This is a genomic window from Cupriavidus sp. CuC1, from assembly GCF_044627735.1.
Lineage (GTDB): Bacteria > Pseudomonadota > Gammaproteobacteria > Burkholderiales > Burkholderiaceae > Cupriavidus > Cupriavidus ulmosensis.
Genome location: NZ_JBIUHC010000085.1, coordinates 1 through 26,317 on the forward strand (window position 1 = coordinate 1; position 26,317 = coordinate 26,317).

A 26,317-nucleotide genomic window follows, 5' to 3' on the forward strand; every position below is an offset into this window, starting at 1 on the left:
TTGAACGCCTGCCAGACGGCCTGTGCGCGATGTGTGTTCAGGTTGTCCCAGACGACGTGCACCTGTTTGCCCGGGTAGGCGGTTGCCACGCGCTCCATGAAGGCCACCAGATCGTCCTGGGTGCGTCGCTCACGGCAGTCTGCCAGCACCTGTCCGGAATGCACATCCAGCGCGGCAATCAAAGCCTGGGTGCCGTGGCGAACATATTCAAACTCACGCCGACGCAGCCGCCCCGGCACGGGTGCACGTCCCGGGTGCTTACGCTCGATGGCCTGAATGCCGGTCTTCTCGTCAATACTGAGCACCACCGCGTTTCGAGGCGCCTTGCGGTACAGTTTGCAAATCCCCGTGACCTTCTCGCGAAAGGCCGGGTCTGGGCTGTGTAGCCATTGTTGGACCCGGTGCGGACGCACGTCGCCGGCCTGCAGAATGCGCTGCACCTGGCTGCGGCTGATCTGCCCGACGACGCCGCGCTCCACGGCGCGCGCCACAATCTCGTCGAGCGTGGGCGTGACCCGTCCCTCAGGTTCCTGCGTTTCACACGCCAGCGCGATCAACTGCAGTCGCGCTTCCTGCGTGATGCGTGGCGGACGGCCACTGCGCTCCCCCTCGCGAATGCCTTTGGCACCTTGCTGGGCAATGCGCTTGCGCCACAGGCAGACCGTTTGCACCGATACGCCCAGTTCCTGCGCAATGACCGTATTGGAGTGGCCCTCGTGGGCCCACAACGCGATTCGCGCGCGCATCACATCCCGCTGCGCAGCCGTCTTCCGCTCGACCAGCGATAGCAGTTCCTGTCTTTCTTTGTTCGCCAGCTTCACTGGCGTTGCATGGCGGCCTCGACTCATCCCGCCATGATATCCGAGCCAATTAATTATTCAACCTATTTGCGGGATGTTGTACTAGCCCGTCGTTGGGCGAGATCAGCTCACCGATTGTGGTCACACCCGCAGGCATGTGGCCGCCGCGGAGAAGCGGGCACAGCTGAAGGCCGAGCGTGACACGCTTTGCCGGCAGTGCGTGGCGGAGCAGGGCAGCCCGCGGGCCGAACTGGAGGCGGCGCTGCGGCGGGCCGAGCCGGAAACCACCGCGTCGCGCCGTCTGGGGCACCTTCTGTGCAATTTCTGGCGGATTGATCGGAAAAACCCGTATCAATCAACAATCTGCGGATTTTTCGATGGAGTGAAAATCGTGGAGCTGCAGAGCCTTGCTGCATGCGGCTCCGTGCGCGACTATCATCAGATTTGGCACGAAAGGTACGATTGCTCCTAGTTGCTCTGGGCGAAGTCCGTGTAGCCGTAGGCCGGCCGCGCTACCCTTGGCGCCTACCTCCGCTCCGCTTAACTACCTCCCGCCTGGCCCCAGGCGCCTTCTCCGCCGGCACCTCGATACTCTCGCGAAAACGCTGCGGAACAGCTGTCTCGGCCAGCGCGTGATACGCCAGGGAAATGCCGATCGACGCATCCGGCGGCAGGTCGGAGATCGGGCGGAATACCACGCGGCCCGATGAGTGGGACGCGTTGACCGATGGCACCAGCGCGACCCCCAGCCCGCTATCCACGAGCCCCACCACGGTCTGCACCTGTACGGCTTCCTGCGCGATGTAGGGGCTGATGCCGGCGCGCGCGAACAGGTGCGACACCGCGGCTTGCAGGCCGCCCACGCGTGAGGGTGTGTAGCCGATCAGGGGGCAGTCGGCGAGGTCGTGCAAGGTGATCTGCTTCTGCTTGGCCAGGGCGTGGCCGCGCGGGAGCGCGGCACAAAATACGTCGGTCTGGATCAGCTGGAAGCGGACGTTCTGTGGGCGGGCGGTGGGCACGCGCACGAAGCCCACGTCGAGCTCGCCATTTTCCACCAGCGATAGCAGTTCCAGGTTGGTGCCTTCGCGCAATTCCAGCTTGACCTGTGGGTGGCCCTTGGTGAACGCCTGTATCAGCCGCGGCAGCAGGCCGAACGTGACCGAGCCGATAAAGCCGATGCGTAGCCGTCCGGCTTCGCCGCTGGCGGTCGCACGCGCGGCCGCGGTCACTTCTTCGGCGTTTTGCAGGCATTTCCTGGCGGCTTGCAGGGCGGCTTCGCCGGGGGCGGTCAGCCGTACCCCGCGGGCAGTGCGCTCGAACAAGGGCGTGCCGAGTTCTTCCTCCAGTTTGCGGATGGCGACGGAAAGCGGCGGCTGTGCCATGAATAGCCGCTCAGCTGCCCGGCTGAAGCTGCTGGTCTCGGCGACAGCCACGAATTGCTTGAGTTGACGCAGGTCCATCCATATACCTCGTGTATAGCTCGGTGCATGTAAAGTATTGGATTAAGTATATGGCATTACTTACGATTGTTTCTGAAACAGGCACAAAGAAGCCGAGGGCCCCGGACACACGTTCGGCCGCGCCTGACCTCAGACCGGAGACAATCGATGATCAGCACGAAACGCTGGCTTGCCGCTGCCGTTGCGGCCACTGCCGCGCTCACCTTGCCCGCGCTTACCCTGGCGCAGGCTTTTCCTGCCAAGCCCGTCAAGATCGTCGTGCCTTACCCGCCGGGCGGCACCAATGACATCGTGGTGCGCCTGCTGGCGCAGAAGCTGGGTGACAGCATGGGCCAGCCGTTCGTGGTCGAAAACAAGCCTGGCGCCTCCGGCAACCTGGGCGCGGAGCAGGTGGCCCGCGCGGCGCCCGATGGCTACATGCTGCTGCTGGTGACGACGGGGCATTCGATCCATCCTTCGCTCTACAAGAACCTGCGCTACAACATCAAGACCGATCTCACGCCGGTGAGCGAGCTCACGCGTGGCCCGATGCTGGTGATGGTGACGCCGTCGCTGCCTTACAAGACGGTGCAGGACGTGATTGCCGCGGCCAAGGCCAAGCCGGGCTCGATCAACTTCGGCTCGGCGGGCAACGGCTCGTCCACGCACCTGGCCACCGAGCTGCTGAGCTCGATGGCCGGCGTGAAGATGACCCACATCCCGTACAGCGGCAGCGCGCCTGCCATGGCGGACGTGATGGCGGGCAACGCCCAGCTGGTGATGGACCTGATGTTCTCGGCGCTGCCGCAGGTCAATGGCGGCAAGCTGCGTGCGATCGCCATCACCGGCGCCAAGCGCTCGCCACTGCTGCCTAGTGTGCCAACGGTGGCAGAGTCCGGCGTGCCAGGCTTCGAGACCCTGGCGTGGAACGGGCTGATGGCGCCGGCAAACACGCCCAAGCCGATCATTGACAAGCTCAACGCCGAGATCCACAAGGCGCTGGACGCGCCGGAGATGAAGGAGCGCCTGCGCGCGCAGGGCTTCGAGCCGTCGCCGGGCACGCCCGAGCAGTTCGGCGCGTTGATCCGCTCGGAGATTGACCGTTGGGCAAAGGTCGTAAAGACCTCCGGCGCCAAGGTCGAATAAGCCAGCTTTGCAAAGGTCGGGGCGGGTGCCCCCCGACCTGATCCCGACTCCGTTTTCCTCCGTTTTCTCGTTTTCTCTTGCAAGCGATCTCGCCATGCCAGACCGTAATCCCCTTGTCCGTCTCCTTCGCCCGCGTTCCGTCGCCGTCATCGGCGCGTCGGACGATCCGCTGCGCATCGGCGGCCGGCCTATCGACTACATGCGCAGCCAGGGGTACCAGGGCCGCCTGATGCCGGTCAATCCCAATCGCACCACCATCCAGGGCCTGGAAGCCTACGCCAGCGTGGCGGACCTCCCGGAAACCCCGGACGTGGCTATCGTGGCGGTGGCCGCCAAGCTGGCGAGCGCCGTGGTGGCGGAACTGGCGGCGCGCGGCACGGCGGCGGCCATCGTGTTCTCCGCAGGCTTCGCAGAGGCTGGCGAGGAGGGCGCAGAGATCCAGCAGCGCATGGTGGCTTCGGCGCGCGAATATGGCATGCGCCTGCTTGGCCCCAACTCGCTGGGCGTGGTCAATCCCGGCACCGGCTTCTACGGCAGCTTCACCTCGGTGGTGGAAATGGGCTTTCCGCTGGCGGGCAGGGTCGGCATTGCCAGCCAGTCCGGCGCGTACGGCAGCCACATCCTGGGCATTGCGCGCGATGCAGGCATCGGCGTGTCGGCCTGCGTGATGAGCGGCAACGAGAGCGATATCAGCCTGGGCGACATCGTCCACGCCATGGTGGACGACGACAACACCGACGTGATCGCGGTCTACTCCGAGGGTATCCGCGACGGCGAGCGCCTGTTGCGGGCGCTGGAGGCCGCGCGCAAGGCCAGGAAACCTGTCGTCATGATGAAGGTCGGCACCAGCGCGGTGGGCAGCGCGGCGGCGCAGTCGCACACCGCCTCGCTGGCCGGCAACGACGCCGTGACCGATGCCGTGCTGGCCGAGTTCGGCGTGGTGCGGGCGCGCTCCACCGAGCATATGCTCGACGTGGCGCGGCTGGCCACGCGCCGCATCTACCCCGCCAACAATTCCCTGGGCGTGATTACCGTCAGCGGCGGCGCCGGCGTCATCATTTCCGATGCGGCTGAAGTGGTCGGCTTGCCGATGCCGGAGATGCCACCCGCCACCCAGCAGCGCCTGAAAGCGCTGCTGCCCTTTGCCGCGCCGCGCAACCCCGTGGACTGCACGGCGCAGTTCCTGAACGACATGACCATCGCGGGCCGCTTCACGGAGGCGGTGGTGGCAGAGGGTGGCTACCAGTCAGTGCTGGGGTTCTTTACCTACACTGGCGGCGCCGACTCGATTGCACCGCGCCTGCGCGAGCAGCTCAAGGGCGTGCGCGACAAGCATCCGGACCGCCTGTATGTGCTGTCGGTGCTGGCTTCGCCCGAGCGCGTGCGCGAGTACGAAGCCGATGGCTTCTCCGTGTTCGAGGATCCTACGCGCGCGGTGGTTGCCATCGAGGCCATGGGCCGCTTTGGGCAGGCGTTTGAGCGCGCTCCCAGCCTGCCGCCGCCTTCGGTGCCCGCGGTGGAGCTGCCCGGCAGCACGCCTAGCGAGGCCGAGGCCAAGCGCGTGCTGGCGCAGGTCGGCATCGCCGTGGCGCCGGAGCGCGCTTGCGCCACGGCCAGCGAGGCAGCGGCGGCGGCCGAGGCATTGGGCTATCCGGTGGTGCTCAAGATCCTGTCGCCCGACATCCAGCACAAATCCGAGATCGGCGGCGTGCTGCTGAACGTCACCGATGCCGAGGGCGTGCGCGCTGGCTTTGACCTGCTGCTGGCCCGTGGCAAGGAAGCTGCGCCCGGCGCGCGCCTCGAGGGCGTGCTGGTAGCCAAACAGCTTAGCGGCGGCGTGGAGTGCATTCTTGGCGTCCAGCGCGATCCCGTGTTTGGCCCGGTGGCCATGTTCGGGCTGGGCGGCATCTTTGTGGAAGTGATGAGGGATTTGGTGCTGCACCGTTGCCCGTTCGGCGAGGACGTGGCGGAGCAGATGATCCGCTCCATCAAGGGCGCGCCGTTGCTGCTGGGCGCGCGCGGCAAGCCGCCGGTGGATATCAAGGCGCTGGCGGGCATGCTGGCGCGGCTGTCGGTGTTTGCGCACCAGGCCGGCCCGCGCCTGCAATCGGTGGACCTGAATCCTGTGTTTGCGATGCCGCAAGGACAGGGCGCCTTTGCCGTCGACGCCGTGATCGAGGTGACGGAGTTGCCCCGATGATCCGCGACGCCGAAACGCTGGAAGCGCTGCTCGACAGCATCCGGCGCTTCGTGCGCGAGGAGCTGGTGCCGGCCGAGCGCCTGGTCGACGAAACCGACGAGATCCCGCCGCGCATCGTGCAGGGCATGAAAGACCTCGGCCTGTGCGGCATGACCATCCCGGAGGAATACGGCGGGCTCGGGCTCACCACCGAAGAAGAAGCGCTGGCCGCCATCGAACTGTGCCAGACCTCGCCGGCGTTCCGCTCGTTGATCGGCACCACCATCGGCATCGGCTCGCAAGGCATCCTGATGGACGGCACCGACGCGCAGAAGCAGGCATTCCTGCCGCGCCTGGCCAGCGGCGAGATCCTGGCCTCGTTCGCGCTGACCGAGCCGGAGGCGGGCTCCGATGCCGGGTCCCTGCGCACCACGGCGCGCGCGGACTTGGATGACTATGTGATCGATGGCACCAAGCGCTACATCACCAATGCGCCCTATGCCGGCATCTTCACGGTGATGGCGCGAACGGACAACGCCATCCCGGGCGCGGCCGGCATCACCGCCTTTATCGTGGACGCCGGCACGCCGGGCATCCGCTTTGGCAAGCGGGACCGCAAGATGGGCCAGCGCGGCTCGCATACCTGCGATGTGATCTTCGACAACGTGCGGGTGCCGGCCAGCCGCATCGTCGGCGGCGCCGGCAACGCGGGGCAGGGCTTTCGCACCGCGATGAAGGTGCTGGACAAGGGCCGCATCCACATTGCCGCGGTCTGCGTGGGCGTGGCCGAGCGCATGCTGCGCGATGCCCTGCGTTATGCCACCGAGCGCCGCCAGTTCGGCCAGCCGATCGCCAGCTTCCAGCTGGTGCAGGCGATGCTCGCCGACAGCCAGGCGGAGCTGTACGCCGCGCGCAGCATGCTGCTCGACACGGCGCGCAAGCGCGACGACGGCCGGAACGTTTCCACCGAGGCGGCCTGCTGCAAGCTGTTTGCCTCCGAGATGTGCGGGCGCGTGGCCGATCGCGCGGTGCAGATCTTTGGCGGCGCGGGCTACGTGGCCGACAGCGGCATCGAGCGTTTCTACCGCGATGTGCGCTTGTTCCGCATCTTTGAAGGCACCACGCAGATCCAGCAGGTCGTCATCGCCCGCAACATGATCCGCGACGCCGGGGCGCAAGCCTGACGCATCGCCATCGATCCAGCAACCGCAGCGGAGTCCGCCATGCCACTCAATCCCCAGCACCTCCTCAGCCGCCAGTTTGCCCCCGTCGAGCAGGCATACAGCGAGCGCGACAGCATGCTCTACGCGCTGGGCATCGGCCTGGGCGCCGATCCGCTGGACGCGGGCCAGTTGCGCTACGTCCATGAGCACGCGCGCGGCGGCCTGCAGGCGCTGCCCACGCTGGTCAACGTGCTGGGCTACAGCGGCTTCTGGGCCGACCAGCCGGACACCGGCATCACCTGGCACAAGCTGGTGCACGCGGAGCAGGCGTTCGTGCTCCATCGCCCGCTGCCGGCGCAGGGGCGCGTGGTTGGCTGGAACAAGGTCACCGCCCTGTACGACAAGGGCCCGGACAAAGGCGCGCTGATGATGCAGGAGCGCCGGGTGCATGACGCGGCCACCGGCGATCTGCTGGCCACCGTTACACAGACCACCATGCTGCGCGCCGATGGCGGCTTTGCCGCCGACGGCGCCACGGTGGCCTCGCCACCGCCGCCGCACGCGATGCCCGGGCGCGAGCCGGATGCTGTGTGCGACCTGGCGACGCTGCCGCAGGCCGCGCTGCTGTACCGCCTCAACGGGGATTTCAATCCCTTGCACACCGACCCGGCGGTGGCGCAGGCAGCCGGGTTCTCGCGGCCCATCCTGCATGGCCTGTGCACCATGGGCATCGCCATGCACGCCGTGCTGAAAACCGTGCTTGGCTATGACGCCGCAACGGTGCGCGGCATGCGGGTGCGCTTTACCGCGCCGGTGCTGCCCGGCGAAACGCTGCGCACCGCGCTATGGGTCGATGGCCCGGTTGTATCGCTGCGCACCACGGCGCTGGAGCGCGGCGTGGTGGTGCTCAACGCCGGCCGCGTGGACCTGAGCCAGCCGCCCACCTCAATCTGACGTTGCCAGCCCAGCCATCCCAGTACACGCATTCCGAGGAGAACCGAATGGATCTGCAAATCAAGGACAAAGTCGCCATCGTCACGGGCTCGGCCCGCGGTCTGGGCGCCGCCACGGCACGCCACCTGGCGCAAGAGGGCGTGAAGGTGGTGATCACGGACATCCTGCGCGAGCAGGCCGAAGCCACGGCCGCCGCGCTGCGCGCCGACGGCTTGCAGGCGCATTGCATCGTCGCGGACATCACCAAGGCCGCCGACGTGCGGCGGCTGGTGGATGAAACCGTCGCCCATTTTGGTGGGGTGCACATCCTGGTCAACAACGCCGGCTTTCCGCGCGACAAGTACCTCGTCAAGATGACCGAGGAGGACTGGGACCTGGTGATGGAGGTCATGCTCAAGGGCGCCTTCCTGGCCAGCAAGGCCGTGATGCCGCGCTTGATCGAGCAGGGCTGGGGGCGGGTCATCAACATCAGCTCGCGCGCGCACTTCGGCAACCCCACGCAGGCCAACTACGCGGCGGCCAAGGCCGGGCTGATCGGCATGGCCAAGGCGCTTGCGCTGGAGGAAGGCCGCTACGGCGTCACGGTCAATTGCGTGGCTCCGGGCTTCATGGAAACCGAGATGGTGCAGGCCTTGCCCACCTACGAAACCATCAAGGAGCGCGCCGTTGCCGCGCAGCCGATCAAGCGGGTTGGCCGCCCGGCCGACATTGCCGATGCGGTGGCCTTCCTGGCCTCGGAGCGCGCCAGCTTTATTACCGGCGAGGTCCTGCACGTGACCGGTGGGCGCTATGGTTGAGATCGCCGAGGGGCCGGTGCGCTGCGCCGTACAGGCCGGCATCGCCACGCTGACGCTGGACAACCCGCCGCTGAACGTGGTCTTGCGCGGCCTGACCGAGGCGCTGGACCGTGCGCTGCATGCGCTGGAGCGCGATCCCGCCGTGCGGGCCGTGGTGCTGACCGGCGCCGGCACGCGTGCCTTTTGCGCGGGATCCGACATTGCGGAGTTCCGGCCGCTGATGCGGCCCGGGCAGATCGTGCCGGGCAAGCTCGCCCTGCAGCATGCGGTGTTCGGGCGGCTGGACGATTTTCCGAAGCCGACGGTGGCGGCGGTCAACGGCCTGGCGTTCGGCGGCGGGCTGGAGATCGCGGTCTGCTGCGACCTGATCGTGGCGGACGAGACGGCGCGCTTCGCCCTGCCCGAGATCAAGCTGGGCGTGTTCCCCGGCAGCGGCGGCCCGGTGCGGGTCACGCGCCGCGTGGGCGAGGGCCGTGCCAAGGAGCTGATGTTCCTGGGCGAGCCCATCGACGCCGCCACCGCGCTGGCCTGGGGCCTGGTCAACCGCGTGGCGCCGCCGGGCCAGGCGCTGCAAGCCGCATTGGCGCTGGCCGCCACGCTGGCGCAGCGCCCACCGCTGGCGCTGGCGCTATGCAAGCAGGCCATCGACCTGAGCTTTGACACCACGGAAGACGAGGCCATGCGGCAGGCGCTGCCGCTGTCGGACCGCGTCTTCAGTTCCAAGGAAGCGCAGGAAGGCGTGCGTGCCTTCTTCGCCAGGGAAACCCCGCAGTTCGGCTCCGACGAGCTGTATCAAGAACAAAGGATGCCATCATGAAACGAGCCGCAATCGTCTCCCCGCTGCGTACGCCGATCGGCGCGTTCGGCGGCAGCCTGCGCAGCATTTCCGTCGAAGAACTCGGCGCCACCGTTGCGCGCGCCGTGGTCGAGCGGACCGGGCTGGACCCGGCCCGCATCGAGGATGTGGTGTTCGCGCATTCCTACGCCAGCGGCGAGGTGCCTTGCACCGGCCGCTGGGTGGCGCTGCAGGCCGGCTTTCCGATCAGCGTCGCCGGCATGCAACTGGACCGCCGCTGCGGCAGCGGGCTGCAGGCCATCGCCACGGCCGCGATGATGGTGCAGACCGGCGCCGCTGACGTCGTGATGGCGGGCGGCGTCGAGAGCATGAGCAACGTGGAGTACTACACCACCGACATGCGTTGGGGCAAGCGCGCCGGCACCGTGAAGTTCCATGACCGCCTGGAGCGCGGGCGCGAGCGCTCGCAGCCCGAATCCCGCTTTGGCCGTATCTCCGGCATGATCGAGACCGCCGAGAACCTGGCGCGCGACTACGGCATCTCGCGCGAGGAGGCCGACGCTTTTGCGCTGCGCAGCCACCAGCGCGCCGCCGCCGCGTGGTCCAGCGGCAAGTTCGCGCAGGAGGTGGTGCCGGTCAGCGTGCCGCAACGAAAGGGCGAGGCGCTGATCGTGAGCGAGGACGAGGGCATCCGTGGCGATCTCACCATCGAGCAGCTCGCGCGGCTCAAGCCCCTGATGAAGGACGGCATCGTCACCGCGGGCAATGCCTGCCAGCAGAACGACGCCGCTGCCGCCTGCCTGATCGTGGCCGAGGACAAGCTGGAAGCACTCGGCCTGGAGCCCATCGGCTACCTGCATAGCTGGGCCGTGGCTGGTTGCGAGCCGTCGCACATGGGCATCGGCCCGGTGCCGGCTGTCAAGAAGCTGTTCGGCAAGAACGGGCTGGGCTTCGACGACATGGGCCTGGTGGAGCTGAACGAAGCCTTTGCCTGCCAGGCGCTGGCCTGCGCCAAGGGCTGGGGCTGGAACGATCCGGAGCGCTTCAACGTCAACGGGTCCGGCATCTCGCTGGGCCATCCGGTGGGCGCCACCGGCGTGCGCATCATGACCTCGCTGATGCATGAGCTGGGCCGGCGCGGCGCGCGCTATGGGCTGGAAACCATGTGCATCGGCGGCGGGCAGGGCATCGCCGCCGTGTTCGAACGCGCCTGACGCCGCCGCCAATACGAACCGGACCGCTCCCATGACCTACCCCTTCCTCAACCGGCTGCGCGTGATCGAAAGCTCGGCCTTCATCGCGGCGCCGCTGGCCGGCCTCACGCTGGCCCAGTTCGGCGCAGACGTGATCCGCGTGGACATGATCGGCGGCGGCATCGATTACATGCGCATGCCGCGCATGCCGCAGGCCGACGGCAAAGGGCGCAGCCTGTACTGGACCGCGCTGAACAAGGGCAAGCGAAGCATCGCGGTTGACCTGCGCAAGCCCGAAGGGCGCGAGCTGGTGCAGGCGCTGGCGACGGCGCCAGGGCCGGACGCGGGCGTGCTGCTGACCAATATCGGCACGCCGTGGCTCGCGCACGAGGCGCTGGCCGCGCGGCGCGCGGACATGATCAGCTGCACCATCCAGGGCAATGGCGACGGCAGCACAGCGGTGGACTACACCGTCAATTGCGCCACCGGATATCCGGCTGTCACCGGCGGCGGGTCGCGTGAGAGGCCGGTCAACCATGTGCTGCCGGCGTGGGACATTGCCTGCGCCTACCAGGCCGCCTTTGCCGTGGTCGCGGCGGTGGAGCAGCGCCGGCGCACGGGCGCAGGCGCGGAGCTGAAGCTGGCGCTGTCGGACATGGCCTTCACCATGCTGTCGCATCTTGGCCTGCTGGCCGAGGCCGAATTGCTGCAGCAGGAGCGGCCGTCGGTCGGCAACCACCTGTATGGTGCCTTCGGCCGCGACTTCGGCACGCTGGACGGCGGCCGCCTGATGGTGGCAGCGATCTCGGCCGGGCAATGGAAGGCGCTGGTGGAGGCTTGCGGCATTGCCGGGCAGGTGACTGCGCTGGAGCAGCGTACCGGCCTGAACCTGCGCGACGAGGCCGATCGGTTTGCCTGCCGCGAGGCCATTGCCGAGCTGGTCGCACCCTGGTTTGCCACCCGCACGCAGGCCGAGGCGGAGCGTTTTCTGGACGCGCGCAAGGTCTGCTGGGGCCGCTACAGCACGGTCGGCGAGTTGCTGGCCGGCGATCCGCGTGTCAGCCTTGCCAATCCGGTGTTCGAGCGCATTGCGACGCCAGGGATCGGCGAACATCTTGCGGCCGGAGCGGCCGTGCGGGTTCCGTCGATGGAGCGCGAGGCAACTTTGCCGGCCGCGTTGCTGGGCACGCATACCAACCAGGTACTGCATGAAATCCTGGGGCTGGACGGCGCCGCCATAGGCCGGCTGCATGATGCCGGCGTGGTGGCGGGCCCGGAGCGCGATCCCACTGCCAGCGGCACTGCGTGACGAACGTGGTGGATTCGGCGGGTGGCAATTCGAGGGGACAGAGAACGCTTGGGGTTACCTAACCGATACCAGATAGGTATCTAACAGATACCATTTGGCTTTCCGTGGCGGCCGATCTTTCACTTATCTGCGATCGACGCGCAGCTTAATTGAGGCAGCCGATGATCGGCCATCGATCGGTCCTGAAGATCACTCCGGCACCGTGATCTAGCCCAGGTCAGTTGCGGGCAAGCCATGTCACTCCGGTGCCGGGCCAAAGGCGTCTGCCTCGAGATCATGCTCGAATGCCACCGACCAGCAGTTGCCTCTGCCGCCGGCGTACAACAGAGATACGCCAGTCTCGGGCCGTAGGATGCTGACCATGCGTATGCCGCTCTCGTCCCGGCGATCCAGCACCTGGAAATCTGCCGCGATGAATCCGTGTCGTCGGCAGGCGTTGGCAAAGGCTTCACGCTCCGCAGCAGGAAAAGACGAAACGCTGCGGAATGGTTCGGGCGATACGGAAAACAACATCCTGCGAAAACGTCTTCACGGTGTTCCACGGCAGACTGGGCGCGATTGGCACGACGACATGCAGGCCTTTACCACCACTGGTCTTGAGAAAGCTCACCAGGCCAAGCTCATCCAGCATCGCTTTCGTCAGCATGGCGGCATCAAGCATGTGCTGCCATGGCACGCCATCGCCGGGGTCCAAGTCAAAGATGATGCGATCGGGCATATCGATGCTGCGCTTTGTCGCATTCCAGGTGTGGAACTCGATCACATTGAGTTGCGCCGCTCTCACGATGGCGGTCTCGCTTGGGAGCTCGAGTAGTGCTGGATGGCCTTCCCAAAGTGAAGGATCCAGTAACGTCATGCCCGGAATCTTGCTCGCCTCAGCGTGCTTCTGGAAAAACAGCTCTCCACCAATACCGGTGGGGCCCCGCAGCAAGGCTACCGGGCGCCCGTGCGCAGATGGGGAAGCAGATGCGGCGCGATGGCTTCGTAGTAGCCGACCAGGTCGCCTTTCGTCAGCCCAGTCATTGAGTCAATCACGAGTTCCGCGTTGGACACCTTCACTGAGCGAGCCGAATTGGCAGCCTTGCAGGCCGAAGCGCGGTCGTAGGCGAGCGAGGCGGAAGCGGAGCGCAACTAGGCGCGCGGCGCTACAGGGCGAACTGGAGGCCGAGCGCCAGGCTCACACGGCCGCGCCGGCGCGTTACGAGGCGGGAACCCGTCAGATCGAGGCGCTTGAGCTGCAATTGCAGGGACTTGCGTACCCAATTCTCGACGGACTTGGAACGCACCCGCGAGCAGGTCGCATTGGCGCAGGAGCGGCCAGCGCCACCGAGCGGCGAGCGCTGCGCGGGATCGATCACGAACGCACCGTGGCCGAGAATGTGCCTGGCGCTGGAGCGCGAACTCGCCAATGCTGGCATCAAGGCCACGTCTCGCCGCCGGCTCACGTTGCTGCGACATCGCCACATCGACCTCGTCCAGCAAGTCGGGCAGGCGGGCGCCGGTGTCCTCCACGATTTCCACGCAAAGGCCGGCTGCTGGCGCCACAGGGCCGCCAGCGCGCTCTTCACTTGAACCTTATTCGTCTCGCGAGGCGGCGCTATGCGCGTTTCGGATACACGCTAAAAAAGGGGCGGGTTGCCTCCGGTGGCATTGGATGCGGATTCCGTGTTTTGGCGAAGCAGGGTAGTGCCGCTTCTAGAGCGTACACGCTGATGGGTATCATTCAGCACAAAGATCGACACTTTACGCAATTTGGCTGGCTTCTTCGTACAACATGTTCGCAAAATTGGCCGGTAGCCCAGTTTGCCATTAGCGCGGATACGCATCTAAGATGCATTTCCCCAATCGTCCGCCAATGCTGCCATGCTGCTTGACCGACTCACCCAGGCCGCCGCCGAACGCGCCGATCGCGCCATGACGCGCAGGCGGCGCGTCACACAGACAGCCTGCGCGCCACATCAGGCTGTCAGCAATGAATGCGGCGAGCCGCGGCGCTGTTGAGTTTTTTCAGCAACGACTACCTTGGGCTGGCCAACCATCCCACGGTTATCTCCGCCTTTGCCGAGGGCGCTTACCGCTATGGCGCGGGCAGCGGTGCGTCCCACGTGGTTAACGGGCACTCTCTGGCCCACGACCGTCTGGAGAACGAGCTGGCGCGGTGGCTGGATTCACATATCCCCAAGGCGCAGGCGCTCTATTTCTGTAGCGGCTACATGGCAAACATGGCGGTGCTGAGCGCGTTGGGCACTGCCGGCGCTACCCTGTTCTGCGACAAGCTCAACCATGCCTCGCTGATCGACGGGGCGCTTCTGGCACGCGCCCATGTAAAACGCTACCCACACGGCAACACCACTGCACTGGCGAGACTGCTGGCCGGTAGCGACAGCCCCCTCAAGCTGATCGTAACCGACAGCGTATTCAGCATGGATGGCGACCTTGCCCCGCTGGTCGAATTGCTGGCATTAGCCGAATGCCACGATGCCTGGATCGTGGTCGACGACGCCCACGGCTTTGGCGTGCTGGGGGAGAGCGGTCGCGGCGTGCTGGAGCATCTGGGACTGGCCTCCGAACGCTTCATCTACATCGGCACGCTGGGCAAGGCCGCCGGCGTAGCGGGCGCCTTCGTGGCGGCGCACGTAACCATCGTGGAGCATTTGGTCAACGTGGCGCGGCCCTATATCTACACTACGGCCGCGCCGCCGGCCGCGGCGCATGCGCTGCTGGCCAGCCTGGCGCTGATAGCGGGCGAGGACGGGCGCCGGCGCCGCGCCCATGTGGCGCAACTTATCGGACAGCTGCGAGCAGGCCTGGAAACACTACAGGCCTGCCATGCGGAGGCGGGCTGGCGGCTGGTCGATAGCCGCACGCCCATCCAGCCACTGATCGTGGGAGGCATTGCCGCTGCCATGGCACTATCCGCCGCGCTGGAAGCCGATGGCATCCGCGTCACGGCCATCCGGCCGCCAACGGTGCCCGAAGGCACGGCGCGCCTGCGTATCGCGCTCTCGGCAGCGCACACCGCGGGCGACATAGCGCGCTTGCTGGACAGCCTGTCTGCCGTGCTGGCGCAGCGGGAGGCGGCATGAGCGCGCCAGCCCGCTTCGCCACACTCGCCAGGCTCGGAATGCGCTCCCAAGGACCATCAGAATGAGTACGACAATGCTAAGCATGGAGGCCGTGGCGCATGCGGAAGCGGTGATCGAGAAGCCAGTTCCCTGTCGCCCATTCGTTAACGCCGCATTTCTGCACGATCCCTATCCCCTCTACCGTGAGCTACGCGAGGCTGGCCCCATCCATTGGAGCGAGGAGTTCTTTGGCGGTGCCTGGTTGCTGACCAGGCACGAGGACGTCGAGGCCGTGCTGCGCGACCCCCGCTACTCGGCGCGGCGCACGGGTGGCTGGGTGATGCGTGGCAGCGAGGAATCGCGCCAGGCGCTCTGTCCCTTCCAGCGCCTGTTCAGCCGGGCGATGCTGTTCCTCGACGCACCGGATCACACGCGGCTGAGGCATGTGCTCAGTGCCGGCTTCCGGCCGTCAGCCCTACGCGCCAGCGCAGGCGCGATCGAGCACATGGTGGCCGGATTGATGAATGGCATTGACGAAGCGGGGCAGTTTGATTTCATGGAGAGGATTGCCAGACCGCTCCCGGCAATGGTGATTGCACGCCTGCTCGGCATGGACGCGGACGACCAGCCGGAATTCCTGGCCTGGTCCGAGGATCTGGCCGCCTTCATCGGCGCACTGGACCCTGATCCGGCGCTAAAACGACGAGCGCAGGTTAGCTTGCTCAAGATGTGTGCCGCCTTCGAGGCAACGCTCGAGCGACGCCGGGCGCAAGGGGCAAAGGTGTCGGACGCAGCAGGCGACGATCTGATCGGACACCTGCTGCGAGCCGAGGCCGGCGGCGAGGTGGAGTCCGGGGCCGAACTATTGGCGCAATGCGCTATGCTGCTGTTCGCGGGACATGAGACGACGCGTAATCTGCTCGGCAATGGACTGTATGCCTTGCTGAGCCATCCGGACCAATGGCGGCGCCTGCAGCGGGCCCCCGAGTTGCTGCCGAACGCCTTGCGCGAGCTGTTGCGCTACGAGAGTCCGGTCCAATACACAGGGCGGCGGGTCACCACGGACGTGGTCCTGCATGGGCGCCGGCTGCGGCGCGGGGAGTTGGTGGTTCCCCTGATCGGCGCTGCCAATCGCGATCCGGCGCGCTACAACAACCCAGACAGCCTAGAGATCACCCGGCGGGAGGGCTCGCACTTGTCGTTCGGGCATGGCCCGCATTTTTGCATTGGCGCCGCGCTGACGTTGATGGAGGCGGAGATTGCGTTTCGGGCGATGTCGGCCCGCTGGACCAGGCTAGAGCTCCTGGATGCCAGGCCGCATTGGAACGGGAACCCCGTCTATCGGGGACTGGCTAGTCTGCAGGTACGCTGCCGGCCCTTGACGCACACAATGGGCGTGAGCTGAAACGGTCCAGAGTGGTAGATAGGGGGAGTCTAATCCAGCTTAATTCGCACGTCTTTTGCAAGTTGCCGATACTGTGCGATCGCGGCACGCACGCGCTGGCGGAAATCCTCGGCGCGACCATGCCGGGGTAATCGTACCTTTCGTGTCAAATCTGGCGGTAGTCGCGCGCAGAACCGCCTGCAGCAAGGCTCTGCGGCTTGACGGTTCTCACCCAATCGGAAGATCCGCAGATCGTTGATCGCTTGCGCGTTGCTGCCAATCCCAAGACCGCGGCTGGATATCGAGCCGTGGGCGGCGTCGCTGCCTGCAGGCTTTCGCGGCTGTCGGGGTCCCATTCAAACCAATGGGATCGCCGCACTCATTGTTATATAGCATAACAATTTAACATAATAAACGGTCTCGGACACAACAACAACACACATGTGGCGTCGAACGTGAGCCGCAAATCTTGAAAAGCGGCGCACTATGTGAGCCGAATATGGCAAAATGCGGCTCATGAGCACGAATTCTTCCTGGATCTGGCGCCGCGCAGAATGGCCTGACTTCACCTATGACGCGCAGATGATCGCGCCTGACTTGGCGGAGGCCTACCGGATGCACGGTGTCGTCGAAGGCAAGGCCATGGCCATTGGCCTTGGAAGTACCAGCCAGGTCGCGCTGGATGCGCTATCCGACGAGGTGGTGGCCACGGCCGCCATTGAAGGGGAGCGCCTGTCGCTCGATGTTGTCCGGTCGTCAGTGATGAGGCGGCTTGGCTTGGCGACGTCGGGGCCCACCGACCGCCATGTCGATGGCCTGGTTGGGGTCATCAGCGATGCCACGACAGCGTTTGATCTGCCCCTGGATAAGGACCGCTTGTACCGCTGGCAATCTGCGCTATTCCCTGGTGGCACGTCCGGCATCCACCGAATCGCCGTCGGCCGATACCGCGACCATGACGATCCGATGCAAATCGTAAGCGGTCCGCCAGGCCGTAAGGTGGTGCATTACGAGGCACCCCCATCAAAGGACGTGCCAGCGCAGATGACGCGCTTCCTCACGTGGTTTGCTGAGTCCTCGCCAGCGCAGGCCTCGCCGTTGACGTCGGGCAGCAAGCTGATCGATGGCTTCGCTCGGGCCGCTATTGCGCACCTTTGGTTCGAAAGCATTCACCCGTTTGAGGACGGCAACGGCCGTATTGGGAGGGCCATCGTTGACATGGCCATGGCGCAGCATCTGCGACAACCGGTGCGCTTCTACAGTCTTTCGCGGCAGCTACTGACCTCGCGCTCGGCGTATTACGACGCCCTCAATCAAGCTCAGCGTGGTGACGCCGACGTGACGTCGTGGGTGCGGTGGTTTGCGCGCCAATGCACGGCGGCATGTCATGCCGCGAGCCAAGTCATCGACCAGGCGATCGAGAAGAGGCGCTTTTGGGAGAAGTATGAGGGCAGCGGGATTCATGAGCGGCAGCGCAAGGTGCTGCAGCGGCTTCTCGACGACGGGGACGGTGGCTTCCTGGGCGGCCTGAACGCTGAGAAGTACATGAAGATGACCGGCGTCTCAAAGGCCACGGCTACACGCGACCTTTCGGAGATGGTCACGGGCGGGCAATTGTGGAGCAACGGTGTGGGCAAAGCGGTGCGCTATTACATCAATGTGCCGGGGTGGGCGCATGGTGTAGCTTTGGAGCCCGACCCGGGTGAGACCGTATAGCCACTTTTCCGTCACGACCTGCGACACGCTAGCAGCGCCCCGCTTGACGGCGATTGCAGCAAGTGTCACGACAGCGCGCCATCAAGACAAGGAAGGTGCTTGGTCAGCAGCCTAAGAAATCAACACTTGAAGACGTCCTGGATCCTGATAGGTAATCGTACCTTTCATGCAATTTTTGGCGGTTTGACCGAAAAAAACCTTATCGTCATGACTGCGTCTACGGCCGCAGCATCCAGTAGATCATTGCCAGACGAAACGACGACGTCGGCCTTCTCAACTGCCGTCCGTACCGACGTGCATTGCAACCTTTACTAAAATGCGTTGCCAGCCGTTCAAAGATCCAGGCACCGGGCAGTATGTAAAGGTGCGCGCCACACAGACCTTCGCCTTCGATCTCGGGACGCCGCCGGCTGGCGCCAGGTGAGGGCTCATTGCGCATCACCTGTAGCGATTGCAGCGCGGTCGATGCGCTCGATCTCGGCCAGGGTCAGGGCGCCGGCTTTCACGAGATCGCGGCGCGGTTGCGTGGGCTTGAACCAAGCTCGTGACCAAGGTGCCGGCCAGAACTCCGCAAAGGATCCTGCGGGCCAGCCAGCTGCATGAAGTGCATAGACGGCCGCAGCCTCAACCATTTCACCGCCGTCGTGCTCGTCGTCGTGCTCCGCCGTCCAGCCTTCAGCCTCGACCTGCCGACGGCGCTCCGCAATTACGTCGCGCGCTGCGCCGGTGTCGTGCTTGCTCTCGCTGGGCTGCTCCGTGACGCGCTGGGGCAGCGGCGAGTGAGACTCGCGCGCTCTACCGCGAGGTCTGCGCCTTGCTGTTCTTCAGGTATGGCATCACGCCCACCGCCAACAAGAGACGAAGTGCGAGCAGGGGGACTGGAAGGACGTTAAGTACGTCGATGGGGCGATGTTGGAGGACTGGCTGGGCGCATGTAGATGCCTTCAGCTGGGGCGCGGAGCATTGATGAATTCTGGGAAGAGTTCTCAAACAGATTTTCTCCTGCTCTTGTCGAGGAAGTTCTGCTTGCCGGTCGAGAGCCGCAAGCCGAAGAGCTTTTGCGCGGACTAAATGAAGGCACCAGCAGGCTTGCTTTTGCGCCGATTCTCCAGATGAGGTTCTGGCTTTTGCCGTTGCCGCGATTCGTCGGGCAGAACCGTCGGTACGTTTTTTTCTCGAAGCGTGGACCTTAATCGTGGACACCGAGGAAGCCGCACGTGCGCTTGCCGGCAAGGCCGGGCTTGCCTTTCTGCCCCGCGGGCAGGCACGGGGGCTCGCGGGCTTGCTTTCCCAGTATGGTCCCACCATCGTCAGTGCAGGCGCGGACGAAAAGCGGTCGAATCATGTCCTGCTCAAGCGACCGCACAGCTCAGCTCTCGGCAAGGCGTTCGTCGCCATGGGATTCACTGAGCAGCAGGGATACGACATTGCGAGACACTGCGGGCGGAGTCTGGCCGTACTGGCACGCCAAAGACCAAGCGGTACCGCCGAAAGGCCAGAATGGATAGACAGTGCGGAGCCGCTGTTGCCTGCGTTGTTGGCGGACTCCCGGGTCTCTACGGGCAACACGGACCAGGCGATACTCTGCACGCTTGCCAGGTGCGCCGAATATGAGGTGGTCGAGGCTCCACTACGGAAGCTCGCGAAGCTAAAAGACCCGCCGGTGGACCACGTGGGTGACGTTTGGACCATGCGCTCATCGGTAGATGCGTTCGTACACCTCGGTCATCTCATCGGGCCAGAACACCTGCGTCAGTTCTCATCTGCGGTGAAGGAGGTTTTCTCTCATATCCCGCCGGCACCGAGGGCTGACGAGGTTTACCGGCCGCCGTCAGAGAGGCTGGACACCCACAGCGCCTGGCTTCGTGAAGGGATGATGACCATGCTTCTACACATGGCGGTTCTGCATGAGCAGGCTGATTTCACGGCGCAAGGCACGACGCCTCAAGAATTCGTGAATGGCATCGTTCGAGGTCTACCGGGTCTGTCAAGCGACCATCGACTTCTTGCGAGTCTGCAAGAAAACCTCGCCCTGCTCGCGGAGGCCGCCCCCATCCCTTTTCTTGAGGCCCTCGAGCGTCTGCTTGAGGGCGACGCCGCGGCAATCAAACCAATCTTCGAAGAACATAAGGGCTTTCTCACTCCCCGGACTTACCACGTCGGACTGCTGTGGGCACTGGAGATACTGGCTTGGGACCCGGCACTTCTGCTTCGCTCTACCATGTGCCTGGCGCATCTGGCAGCAATTGACCCGGGAGGCTCGCTTTCCAATCGCCCTATTAACAGTTTGCGTGCCGTCTTTCTGTCATGGTCGCCCAATACCAGTGCCCGTGCCAAACAGAGAACGGCGGTTCTCTCCCATGTCGTAAAGGCGGTGCCTGCCATTGCTTGGCCATTGCTCACAAAGCTGTTGCCTCAATCGCACGACACGTCAGGCCCGGCGGCAACGCCGAAATTTCGTGAGTTCGGTGACACTGAAGAGGAGGAGGTTCTGACTTATGGAGTGGTCTGGGAGAGCCAGGCCGCAGTCGTTCACCTCGCTCTGGAGCACGCGCGACAAAAACCGGACCGATGGGAAACGCTCACTGGTGCAATGAGCGAGTTCCCGCCGGAACCGCTCGACAGCATGCTTGGTGCGCTGGACGCCGTGCTCGCTGAAGTTACGGGAGAAATCCGGTTCCAGATATGGGACGTATTGCGAAAGGAGGCGAATCGGCACCGTTCCTTTGCCAATACTGACTGGGCACTTCAACCTGACGTTCTGTCCCGAGTTGATGCACTTGTGGAGAAGTTTAAGCCGGACGACACATTGCTTCAGAGCGCATGGCTCTTTGATGATTGGATGCCAGCGGTTTCCGGTGTGACTGACGCAGCGGAAGACCCGATGACGCCGATTGACGCGGCACGCTCCCGTGCCGCGGTCGCGATGAACTTGGTGCAATCAGCCAAGCTTTACGGACATGATCCATGGGCCTTCCTCAACGATGTGTGGACCCGCCTGCTTACACACCTGAACAGCCGCATCGACGAGCTTCTTCCTCACAACTGGCGTCCCGCACGCTGAGCGCGTCCGCTTCACTCACAAACGTCCGTCCGCTGACAAGGTGGGCCGGCGGGACGCTTACGACGCACCTGAGCACAACGGGGATGTTGGTCGCTGGATCCGAAATGGGCTTGCGGCCTGGACATCGCAATCTCCTTGGCTTGGCTGACGGCTACAGCGGTTCGATCAATGCCCACAGTTCGTCGTCCATGATCGGCTTTTCCATACCCTCCGCCTATCGTCACAACGACCGAGGTTAACAAATTTGCCTCCTATTCAGCGTACGTAATTTAAATGCGTTCTTAGACTACCACCAGCGAAATATCGCTGACTGACAGGATGCTTTCCCTTATGCTCTCAATTGTGAGAGGCTGCACCCCCCACCGCCCATGAGGAGCAATGAGGATTAGATCGCAGCCTCTTTCTTCGGCAGTCGCAACGATGACTTTCACTAGTCGATCGCTGCTGACGTAGGCCGTTTCACATTTGATTCCAGCTGCGCTCGCCTTCCTTGCTATCCCCTTGAGGTACCTGTCGGCATGATGCTGCGCGTCCTGCGCGATGCGATCTCTCACGGGCACTGACGCTCCGACCGGGGATGCGTGGGAACTGCAATGAAGCACTGTGATTCTAGCTTCCGTTTCCTGGGCAAATGTGATGACCTTATGGAATGTGCTATCGGATAGTGGCGAGCCATCAACCGGCAATAGAAAATGCTCGAACATGCAGTTCTCCTTTGCAGGGGGGCCTTATCAAATCAACGAATGTCCTGTCCATGGTGCATAGACGAGCCTCTCTACGATCGTGAGCGCTTAAGTAGGTGCGTCTGTTTGGTGGTTGCGTGCATTGCGCAGCGTGGTTCGGTTTGGATCGGATAGCTTGATAGGGACGGTGCCTTTCGAGGAAGGCGACGGACACAAGTGATGACAAAGCGGTGCGGGCATCGAGGTGCTAATCGCGAACTGCGCGTAATGCCAGTGCAATTCTGCCTGGCCGAGCCAGATAACTCGCCGCTTCGACAGGTCTTGGAGGCGATTCGCGCGACGGTTGCTATGGCGTGAGCCAGTATTGCTGAATAGAAAAAAAGCGACCGAACTTGTCCGGTCGCCTGCTAGGTACAAGACAGACCTAGTGTGACCCTATAAGAGAGCATAGACCACGCTGGTCGGCTAACGATCCACCATTTGGTAGGGAATGAAATAGGAATTATTTCTATTTTACAACCATCTCGAATCGTAAAATCCAATCGATTTGGAATGGTAATGGTGTTCCGGAATTAATAATGATGTGTAGGTAAATATACATTTCGTGCCATTTAGAGAAAATACAGAACGCATTCGTGTTAAATGTAAAATGTACAGATCGCGCATAATGGAGAAATGCGTTAATCACCAGCTTTATGGTACCCCCACGACGTGGGGTGGCTTATCGAGTCGCTTCGCCGATACTGCTTCTACATGGACTCATCCCCGTGAGCCCATCGGCGGATTCGCAGGTGCTCTAGGTTCGGATCGCCTGCATCTCTTTTAACGATGTCACAGCCGACAGGCGCAAACTTTGACGCGCGGTGATCGGCAATGGAAAGCGGCGGGATTGGGTTACCGATGCAGCAGTACGTCGCAAGGCTAGAGGAAGCCGAAGTCTTCTCAAAGGCATTCCATGACCGTTGCGCGGCAGAGATGTATGCGCAGGGTCACGCAAGGAGTAGAGGGGTCAATCTTGAAGATGTAGGGTGAATAGAAGAATAGTTTCCGAAGAAGAACCTCGTTAGGGTGGAAACAATCATGGGTCGGTCTTGTCGGCGGGTAGCAGGGGTGCCTATGTGGCCGTTTGCTGCGAGGCATGCAAGAAAGGTGGCGGCTGCCGCGCCTGCGGGCGCGGCAGGCCTTCATCGTGGCTTCACTTTGATGGAAATGCTGATCACAGTGGTCATCGTCGGGATCCCCTTGCGGTTATCGCATTTCCGTCCTATACGCAATACGTGATCCGGAGCAATCGCTCCGCGGCCGAGAGATTCATTCTAGCGGGTTGCCAGCCAGCAGGAGCAGTACAGTCTCGACGCGCGCCAATACGCCACCACCATGGCCACGCTGGGGTACGCCACCCTCCCGACGGAGGTGGTGGCTAAGAACTATATGGTCACGATCCCCGCCAGCAATGTCGCAGTACCGCCCAGCTATACCGTCACCGCCGCGCCCATCGGCGCGCAGGCTGCCAGCGACAGCAAGTGCCAGAACTTGACCGTGAACCAGGCCGGCACCAAGGGCATCAGCGGCACCGGCTCGGTGGCCGACTGCTGGTAAGGGCGCATCATGGACGCACGCAACATGCCCCGCCGACCAGACGCGCTGGGCTTGCAGAATACCTTGGTCAACGGATTTACCCTGATCGAGCTGATGGCCACCGTGACGATTGCCGCCATCCTGATGGCGGTCGCAACGCCGTATTTTCGCGACTTTGTCCTGGGCCAGCGGATCCGCACGGCCTCCTACGATATTGCCTCAACGCTAACATATGCGCGCAGCGAGGCCATCAAGCGAAATAACAGCGTCACCATCGCCCAGGCATCGGGCGGCTGGCAATACGGCTGGACCGTCAGCACTGGTGCTGCCACGCTCAGCTAGCACGAGGCGCTGCCCGGCGTGACCATCATCGGCCCGGCTGGCGCGGTTGTCTATAACGGTAGCGGCCGCCTAGTTGCCGCGGTCAATCCCTTCGGCATCAGTGCGGCGGGCAGTACAGCATCGCCGCGCTGCATCAACGTCGACCTGAGCAGGCAGCCGAGCAGCCTGGCCGAGAGCTGCTGATGCGCCGGCCGCGCCCCCATCGCAGCCAAGCGGGCTTCGGCCTGATCGAGGCGCTAGTCACGCTGATCGTGCTGTTGGTAGGCCTGCTTGGTCCGGTGGGCTTGCTGCTAGGGAAAGACTGATTAATTCAGCACGACAGTCATCGCTGAGTGGCTTGTAAGCGTTGTCATGTGTATGCCCAAGAGATGAGTCGGAGATGAATCGACAGATCAGTTTTGCGGAAGCGGAAAGCCACAGCGGGAAGCGAGTGACACGCCGCCAGCGCTTCCTGACGGAGATGGAAAGCGTGGTGCCGTGGTCGCGCCTGATTGCGGTGGTCGAGCCGTACTACCCCAAGGGCAGACGTGGGCGGCCACCGATCGGACTGGAGCGGATGCTGCGCATCTACTTCCTTCAGCAGTGGTACGGACTGTCGGACGAGGCGCTGGAAGACGCGCTGTACGACAGCCTGGCGATGCGGACCTTTGCCGGGATCGACTTGGCGGTCGAAGCGGTGCCAGACGCAACGACGCTGCTGAAGTTTCGCCGCCTGCTCGTCGAGCATGAACTGACGCGAAAGCTGTTCGACGAGATCGGCATCATGCTGTGCGAGCGGGGGCTGATGATGAAGGAAGGCACGATTGTGGATGCCACCATCATCGAGGCGCCACCGTCGACCAAGAACAAGGAGAAGAGCCGCGACCCGGAGATGCACCAGACCAAGAAAGGTAACGCATGGCACTTTGGTATGAGGGCCCACCTCGGCGTGGATGCGGCCTCGGGACTGGCGCACAGCGTGGTGGGCACCGCGGCGAACGAGTCGGATGTATCGCAGGCGCATGCCCTGCTGCATGGCCACGAAGACCATGCATTTGGCGATGCGGGCTACACGGGCGTGGAGAAGCGCGACGAGATGCAAGGCAAGTCCGTGAAGTGGCAGGTGGCTGTCAAGCGCGGCAAGATCAAGGCAATGCGCGACGGCGCAATCAAGGACTTGCTGGTCGCCGTCGAGCGGAACAAGGCCAAGATTCGGGCGCGGGTCGAGCATCCGTTCCACGTCGTCAAGAATCTATTTGGTCACCGCAAGGTTCGCTACAAAGGCCTGTTCAAGAACACAGCGCAGTTGTTCAGCTTGTTTGGTCTGGCGAATCTGGTGCTGGCCAAAAGGCCGTTGTTGGCGTTGCAGGGGAGCAGTCCGTCCTGAGTGCGCAAAGCGCGCCGGGAAAGGCGCGAAATGAGAGAAAAACCGGCTTGAATCGATCTATTTCTCCCGCATTGCGAAAACCGAAGTCACTGGCTTGTGCAACATCAAGCGCAACCCTCATTGATCAGCACTTCCCTAGCAAGCCAGCGCGCGGAGATAGAGTCCTACCAGCGCGCGCAGGCCTTGATCCTGTTACAGGACATGGCCGAGCGCATCAACGCCAATCGGTCGGCCGCGGGCTGCTACGCGATCACCACGGATACCGTCAATGGTCTTCCTTATCTCGGAACCGGGGCGGCGGCGGCGCTCCCCTGTGCGCTCGGCACGGTCCAGGCCTACACCCTGGCCAACAGTGACCTCGCTCCTGGAGCAATCTGCTTGCCGGCGCTGCCGAGAGCAGTAGCGCCGGAAATTCTGGCGCCATGATTGGCGCGCGTGGCTGTGTCAGCTTCGACGCAGCCTCGGGTATTTATCTGGTAAGTGTGGCTTGGCAGGGCAAAGGGAAGACGGCGGCCCCGACCGCCGGGCTGGGCCGCGGCAAGGGGCTGAACGGCGACGAGGCTCTGCGGCGCGTGGTCAGCACAACACTGCAGATCGCGAACCTGTACTGAATTTCGCTGACAAACATGGCTGCGCTGCGCACTACGCCCCCAAACCGTCGCCGCCAGGCGGGCCTGTCGCTGGTGGAGCTAATGATTGCAATCACCATCTATCTTTTCCTGATGGCCGGCATGGCCACGCTCATTACCCAGCAAAGCAGCGCTCGCGCAGACTTGGACAAGTCGGCGCGGCAGGTCGAAAGCGGTCGTTATGCTTTCACGCTGCTGCAGGACGACATCCAGCATGCCGGCTACTACGGCCAGTATGGCGCTGTCTTCGCGGCGCTGTCGGCTTTGCTCGTCGTGCTGAGCCTGCTGGCAGTCTCGGCGGTTCGCTTGGGCAACAAACTGGACTACGGCATCGACGGCACCGGCACGGGCGTGCCAGCTACGCCGTTCGTCGCCGCGCCCGCGTCGGCCGATTGGCCCAATGTGATGACGGTGCAGGTCCGCCTGCTGGCACGCAACACGGAGGCATCAAGCTTTGTCGACAGCATCTTGTCTGCCAAAACATACAATATGGGCGTGTCCGGACCGGTCGGGCCCTTCTCGGATAAGTTCAAGCGCCACGTTTATACGATCACCGTGCAGGTCGTCACAGCAAGTCAAGAACGAGGCCACCGCGGCAGCGCGACAAGCGATCGAGAAGGTGATGGGCACCGTGATCAGTTTCGCCGCTCCCGTCGCGCAGAGATTCAGTATCGAAATCAATAACGACGGCGTGGCGGACTACACAGTCCAGAC

The 26,317-nt window shown here is 63.8% G+C and carries 25 protein-coding genes and 3 pseudogenes; 22 read left to right on the forward strand and 6 right to left on the reverse strand.

Annotation, left to right across the window (positions count from 1 at the left end):
• The coding region (locus ACGLHR_RS30465; protein WP_400098298.1) for an IS630 family transposase at window positions 1-848 on the reverse strand (848 nt) is incomplete at its 3' end.
• 109 nt (window positions 849-957) lie between these two features.
• Here ACGLHR_RS30465 and ACGLHR_RS30470 point away from each other — a divergent pair.
• Window positions 958-1,272: a hypothetical protein gene (locus ACGLHR_RS30470; RefSeq protein ID WP_400098300.1), complete on the forward strand. Its 315-nt coding sequence runs from the start codon at window positions 958-960 to the stop codon at window positions 1,270-1,272.
• 40 nt (window positions 1,273-1,312) lie between these two features.
• Here the strand turns inward: ACGLHR_RS30470 and ACGLHR_RS30475 are convergent, their stop codons facing one another.
• Window positions 1,313-2,260, reverse strand: coding sequence for a LysR family transcriptional regulator (locus tag ACGLHR_RS30475; RefSeq protein WP_400098302.1), 948 nt, complete (start codon window positions 2,258-2,260; stop codon window positions 1,313-1,315).
• A gap of 147 nt (window positions 2,261-2,407) precedes the next feature.
• Between ACGLHR_RS30475 and ACGLHR_RS30480 the strand changes: the two genes are divergently transcribed.
• The 8 genes from ACGLHR_RS30480 (at window position 2,408) to ACGLHR_RS30515 (ending at window position 11,776) form a co-directional block, all read left to right on the forward strand.
• A complete protein-coding gene (locus ACGLHR_RS30480; protein ID WP_400098304.1) occupies window positions 2,408-3,385 on the forward strand; it encodes a tripartite tricarboxylate transporter substrate binding protein in 978 nt (325 codons plus the stop codon).
• 94 nt (window positions 3,386-3,479) lie between these two features.
• Window positions 3,480-5,585: an acetate--CoA ligase family protein gene (locus ACGLHR_RS30485; RefSeq protein ID WP_400098306.1), complete on the forward strand. Its 2,106-nt coding sequence runs from the start codon at window positions 3,480-3,482 to the stop codon at window positions 5,583-5,585.
• Entirely contained in the window at window positions 5,582-6,748 is a 1,167-nt protein-coding gene (locus tag ACGLHR_RS30490) for an acyl-CoA dehydrogenase family protein (protein ID WP_400098308.1), read from the forward strand. The genes ACGLHR_RS30485 and ACGLHR_RS30490 overlap by 4 nt, the downstream gene beginning before the upstream one ends.
• Before the next feature lie 39 nt (window positions 6,749-6,787).
• Complete coding sequence (locus ACGLHR_RS30495; RefSeq protein ID WP_400098310.1) at window positions 6,788-7,681, forward strand: MaoC/PaaZ C-terminal domain-containing protein; 894 nt, start codon at window positions 6,788-6,790, stop codon at window positions 7,679-7,681.
• 47 nt (window positions 7,682-7,728) lie between these two features.
• On the forward strand, window positions 7,729-8,478 hold the full coding sequence (gene fabG, locus ACGLHR_RS30500; RefSeq protein ID WP_400098312.1) for a 3-oxoacyl-ACP reductase FabG: 750 nt from the start codon (window positions 7,729-7,731) through the stop codon (window positions 8,476-8,478).
• Window positions 8,471-9,295 (forward strand): enoyl-CoA hydratase/isomerase family protein, encoded by an 825-nt coding sequence (locus ACGLHR_RS30505; protein ID WP_400098314.1) that lies wholly within the window; start codon window positions 8,471-8,473, stop codon window positions 9,293-9,295. Before fabG ends, ACGLHR_RS30505 begins: the two co-directional genes overlap by 8 nt.
• Window positions 9,292-10,488, forward strand: coding sequence for an acetyl-CoA C-acetyltransferase (locus tag ACGLHR_RS30510; protein WP_400098316.1), 1,197 nt, complete (start codon window positions 9,292-9,294; stop codon window positions 10,486-10,488). The genes ACGLHR_RS30505 and ACGLHR_RS30510 overlap by 4 nt, the downstream gene beginning before the upstream one ends.
• Before the next feature lie 31 nt (window positions 10,489-10,519).
• Window positions 10,520-11,776 carry a CoA transferase gene (locus tag ACGLHR_RS30515; protein WP_400098318.1) on the forward strand — a complete coding sequence of 419 codons (1,257 nt, stop codon included), beginning with the start codon at window positions 10,520-10,522 and terminating at the stop codon, window positions 11,774-11,776.
• Between the two features lie 448 nt (window positions 11,777-12,224).
• On the opposite strand, the gene ACGLHR_RS30520 is transcribed toward ACGLHR_RS30515, so the two are convergent.
• Together ACGLHR_RS30520 and ACGLHR_RS30525 are read right to left on the reverse strand one after the other, a co-directional pair.
• Window positions 12,225-12,707, reverse strand: a complete 483-nt coding sequence (locus tag ACGLHR_RS30520) for a DNA primase small subunit domain-containing protein (protein ID WP_400098320.1) — start codon at window positions 12,705-12,707, stop codon at window positions 12,225-12,227.
• A gap of 214 nt (window positions 12,708-12,921) precedes the next feature.
• A complete protein-coding gene (locus tag ACGLHR_RS30525; RefSeq protein WP_400098321.1) occupies window positions 12,922-13,197 on the reverse strand; it encodes a hypothetical protein in 276 nt (91 codons plus the stop codon).
• 442 nt (window positions 13,198-13,639) lie between these two features.
• Here ACGLHR_RS30525 and bioF point away from each other — a divergent pair.
• From bioF to ACGLHR_RS30545, 4 genes and pseudogenes are all read left to right on the forward strand, one after another.
• Window positions 13,640-14,862, forward strand: a pseudogene (bioF, locus tag ACGLHR_RS30530) (8-amino-7-oxononanoate synthase).
• Window positions 14,863-14,944: 82 nt separating this feature from the next.
• Window positions 14,945-16,246 (forward strand): cytochrome P450, encoded by a 1,302-nt coding sequence (locus tag ACGLHR_RS30535; protein WP_400098323.1) that lies wholly within the window; start codon window positions 14,945-14,947, stop codon window positions 16,244-16,246.
• Between the two features lie 495 nt (window positions 16,247-16,741).
• Window positions 16,742-17,941: a Fic family protein gene (locus ACGLHR_RS30540; protein WP_400098325.1), complete on the forward strand. Its 1,200-nt coding sequence runs from the start codon at window positions 16,742-16,744 to the stop codon at window positions 17,939-17,941.
• 1,195 nt (window positions 17,942-19,136) lie between these two features.
• Window positions 19,137-21,005, forward strand: a complete 1,869-nt coding sequence (locus tag ACGLHR_RS30545; protein ID WP_400098327.1) for a transposase domain-containing protein — start codon at window positions 19,137-19,139, stop codon at window positions 21,003-21,005.
• A gap of 91 nt (window positions 21,006-21,096) precedes the next feature.
• Here the strand turns inward: ACGLHR_RS30545 and ACGLHR_RS30550 are convergent.
• A pseudogene (locus ACGLHR_RS30550) lies at window positions 21,097-21,210 on the reverse strand (IS5/IS1182 family transposase); the annotation flags it as partial.
• A 76-nt stretch (window positions 21,211-21,286) separates the two neighbouring features.
• Window positions 21,287-21,709, reverse strand: a complete 423-nt coding sequence (locus ACGLHR_RS30555) for a universal stress protein (protein WP_400098328.1) — start codon at window positions 21,707-21,709, stop codon at window positions 21,287-21,289.
• Between the two features lie 1,095 nt (window positions 21,710-22,804).
• Here ACGLHR_RS30555 and ACGLHR_RS30560 point away from each other — a divergent pair.
• From ACGLHR_RS30560 to ACGLHR_RS30600, 9 genes and pseudogenes are all read left to right on the forward strand, one after another.
• A complete protein-coding gene (locus ACGLHR_RS30560) occupies window positions 22,805-22,969 on the forward strand; it encodes a prepilin-type N-terminal cleavage/methylation domain-containing protein (RefSeq protein ID WP_400098330.1) in 165 nt (54 codons plus the stop codon).
• Window positions 22,970-23,023: 54 nt separating this feature from the next.
• A pseudogene (locus tag ACGLHR_RS30565) lies at window positions 23,024-23,287 on the forward strand (type IV pilin protein); the annotation flags it as partial.
• A gap of 24 nt (window positions 23,288-23,311) precedes the next feature.
• Window positions 23,312-23,608: a Tfp pilus assembly protein FimT/FimU gene (locus ACGLHR_RS30570; protein ID WP_400098332.1), complete on the forward strand. Its 297-nt coding sequence runs from the start codon at window positions 23,312-23,314 to the stop codon at window positions 23,606-23,608.
• An 18-nt stretch (window positions 23,609-23,626) separates the two neighbouring features.
• Window positions 23,627-23,791 carry a hypothetical protein gene (locus ACGLHR_RS30575; protein WP_400098334.1) on the forward strand — a complete coding sequence of 55 codons (165 nt, stop codon included), beginning with the start codon at window positions 23,627-23,629 and terminating at the stop codon, window positions 23,789-23,791.
• Window positions 23,791-23,913, forward strand: a complete 123-nt coding sequence (locus tag ACGLHR_RS30580; protein WP_400098336.1) for a prepilin-type N-terminal cleavage/methylation domain-containing protein — start codon at window positions 23,791-23,793, stop codon at window positions 23,911-23,913. The genes ACGLHR_RS30575 and ACGLHR_RS30580 overlap by 1 nt, the downstream gene beginning before the upstream one ends.
• A gap of 74 nt (window positions 23,914-23,987) precedes the next feature.
• Window positions 23,988-24,974, forward strand: coding sequence for an IS5 family transposase (locus ACGLHR_RS30585; protein WP_400098337.1), 987 nt, complete (start codon window positions 23,988-23,990; stop codon window positions 24,972-24,974).
• A 120-nt stretch (window positions 24,975-25,094) separates the two neighbouring features.
• Entirely contained in the window at window positions 25,095-25,400 is a 306-nt protein-coding gene (locus ACGLHR_RS30590) for a hypothetical protein (protein WP_400098339.1), read from the forward strand.
• Entirely contained in the window at window positions 25,397-25,585 is a 189-nt protein-coding gene (locus ACGLHR_RS30595) for a hypothetical protein (RefSeq protein ID WP_400098341.1), read from the forward strand. Before ACGLHR_RS30590 ends, ACGLHR_RS30595 begins: the two co-directional genes overlap by 4 nt.
• 15 nt (window positions 25,586-25,600) lie before the next feature.
• Complete coding sequence (locus ACGLHR_RS30600) at window positions 25,601-26,287, forward strand: PilW family protein (RefSeq protein WP_400098342.1); 687 nt, start codon at window positions 25,601-25,603, stop codon at window positions 26,285-26,287.
• Window positions 26,288-26,317: the final 30 nt, after the last annotated feature.